Here is a 2,903-nt window from a genome sequence, read left to right as displayed (position 1 = left end):
CGCCGCGCGGGTTCTCGGGGTTGAACTGGCGGGTGGCTTCGTAGCGGTCGCCCTTCCACTCGAAACGCCGCGCCAGGGCTCCTTGCGAAACCACGAGGCTGGAGCCGTCGTCCGCGTTGACCAGCCGGATGTTGGAGAGCGATAGCCTTTGGGTGAGCGCGCGAAACGATTCGCTGGTGATCTCCTCGAGCGTGCCTTCGGCGAAAACCATCATCTTGGGCACGTCGTAGGGCATGAAGAAGATCAATCCGGTTTTGCCGTCGGGCAGGGCGAAGGCGAGCAGGTCGTCGGGATCGTTCTTCATGTCGAGCGGGTAGGAGGCGGGTTGGTGGCCGTCCTGTTCCATGCGGGTCAGCAGTAGCTGTTTCTCGTCGTTCTTGCAGATGAGCCAGTCCTGGCAGCCGGCCAGCACATTGCCCGGCGTCTTGAGGATGGTCGGAAAGCGCTCGAGGTCGGCGGCCGAATGGACGGCGGCGATCTTTTCTTTCTTGCTAACGACCATCACGTCGCCGTTCGGCATGCGCGAGAGGCGGACGACCTCCGAAAGGGTGTCGATCCGTTTCGGTTCGGGGTCGAGTCCCTCGGCGGTACCGGAGTAGAGGTGCAGCCGGCTCAGTTCCGGCGCGGCCACCAGCAGGTCGTCGAAGCCGTCGTTGTCGAAATCGTGCGCGATCCAGGCGGGCGAGGATTTCAGGTTGGTGCCCTCCAGTCCGATGCGGCCGGGGGAGGCTTCCTGGGCGGCGAGCAGGGCGGGCAGCTCCTTGCGGGTGAAGCCATAGGTGCGGAAGGCCAGGCGGTTGCGCAGGACCATGCCGATCTGCGGCTCGGCGCCTTCGCCCTGAAGGATGTCCATGTAATGCCGCGGCGGCAGGTCGAGCGGTTGCTCGATGCCGAAGAGCCCGCCGCCTTTGCCAAAGCGGATTTTCAGCGGATTGCTCGCGCTGTTGAAGTGGAAGGCCAGGTCGGGGATGCCGTCGTTGTTGATGTCGGCGATGTCGCCGAAAAAGCTTTTGTCGGCGGCGAAGGTGAGGGTTTTCTTTTCCGTGAACGGCTTGGCCGGGGCGTTCCAGAGCAGGTCGGCCTTGTCGTGGCGGCAGAGAAGGATGTCGAGCCGTCCGTCGCCGTTGAGGTCGCCGAGCTGGATGGTGGTGACGTCGGCGAGGTCTTTGGCGAAGATGCGCTCCGGCGTCTTGAACGAACCGTCCGCCCGCTGGTAGCGGAGCTGCAGGCCGATGGAGGTTCCGAACGTAACGAGATCCTTGAGCCCATCGCCGTCGAGGTCGCCCACGCGCAGGGCCTTCAGGCCCTGGTCGACGATCATGCCGCGGTCCTCGAAGCACTCCTTCAGCTCCGGCAGGTCGCCGAGCGATTTCGCGCCGGGCTTGCGCATCAGGATTTCGAGGCGCGAGACGTGGTTGTTGGCGAACAGGAGGTCGTCGAGGCCGTCGTTGTTGAGGTCGGTAACGATCAGCCGCGTCGTGCCGTGTTTGAACGTATGGATCTCCAGCGGGCGGAAGCCGAAGTCGCGTTGGGGGTCTTCGGCCGCGGCCGCGGAGGCGATGGCAACGCCGGTTAGAAGGAGGGCAAACTTCGACATGATGCGTTCCTTGTTCGGTATTCGTGGTTCACTAGTATTTGAGGATAATCTTCTGGTGCAGCCCCTGCATGCCGGCCTCGACGTATTGGTAGGAGACGTTGAAGAACGAGGCGATGTGGTCGGCCGGCGGCAGCTTGTCGAAGTCCGGCGGCGGGAAGGCGGATCCGCTGGTGGCCCATTTTTGCCGGATCATCGCGACGTAGCCGGGCTGGTTGATTTCCTTGAGGATGGCGTCCATGCTCTTTTGCCAGTCGATGGCGCTGTAGGCGAAGGCGCGCGGCGATACGTTTTCGCGCAATCCCTTGACCAGCTTGATGCGCTCGAAAAGCTGGTTTGCGGCCTCTTCGCTGGTGATGCTGCGGATCACCTGGCGCAACCCGCCGGGGGTGCCGTAGAGCAGGTAGCCGCCCGAAACCGCAACGCCCATCTTGTCGTCGGGTTCGCCTTCCTTGAGGGTGTAGATGGTGTGGTCGAGGAAGTCCTCGATCTCGAGAGCCGCCGAAACATACGGCTGCATCGCCGGGGCGTTGAGTGCGGTTTCGAACCCCTTCTTGAAGGCCGCGCCGTCTTGGAGATCGACGGCGACAACCGTTTCCTGCACCTGGCCTTCGAAGGTGGCGAACGAGATATATTTCTTGCCGAGGTGGGCGAACAGATCCTGTTCGAGGTTGATGCCCGCCTGCGCCTGGATCATGGCGACGATCATGTCGAACTGCGGTTTCATCTCCGGTTGGGCGGCGGCGAGTACGTTGGGGATCTCCTGCCAAAGCCCCAGCAGATTGAAACGCCCCACCTCGATCGATGCGATGTTTTCCGGAATGAAGGTGACGGTCGGCAGCGTGGACGGCTCGACGTCGAGGACCGCGAAAAGGCCCTTGCTCATGGCGCCGATCCGCAGCACGTTGTCGGCCACGAGTTGGTCGTCCTGCAATTCGATCTTCGAGGAAAAGTTTTCGATGTCCAGCAGGCCGAGCGCCTCGAACAAGGCGCGTTCGCCAATGCCGGCTTCGCCGTCGCCGAGGGTGCCCTCGATCATTTTCGCCAGCGGAAGGTTGATGTCGAGGACCGGGTTGCCCCGGGGTTCCTCGATTTGCGCGGCGCCGAGTTTGACGATGCACTGCTCGACCCACTCGCGGGTGTTGCCCATTACGAAGGTGTTGCCGACGTGCGTCTGCCACGAGAACGATTCGTACTCCGAGCCCGGGTGCTCGATGTGCTGGATGATTTCGGTGCCCTGGAAGTCGCTCCGCACCAGGCCAAACGGCTCGTCCATGATTTCCCGTACCCGGTCGTCGAGTTCGAGGCT

At 62.9% G+C, this 2,903-nt stretch carries 2 protein-coding genes; both read right to left on the bottom strand.

Going from position 1 to position 2,903, the window contains the following annotated elements:
* The coding region (locus tag ABYO54_RS15745; RefSeq protein ID WP_372809184.1) for a VCBS repeat-containing protein at positions 1–1,597 on the bottom strand (1,597 nt) is incomplete at its 3' end.
* Positions 1,598–1,628: 31 nt separating this feature from the next.
* The coding region (locus ABYO54_RS15740; protein WP_372809183.1) for a hypothetical protein at positions 1,629–2,903 on the bottom strand (1,275 nt) is incomplete at its 5' end.

Source organism: Pontiella sp., assembly GCF_041622395.1.
Lineage (GTDB): Bacteria > Verrucomicrobiota > Kiritimatiellia > Kiritimatiellales > Pontiellaceae > Pontiella.
This window is presented reverse-complemented; position numbering and strand designations above follow the sequence as displayed.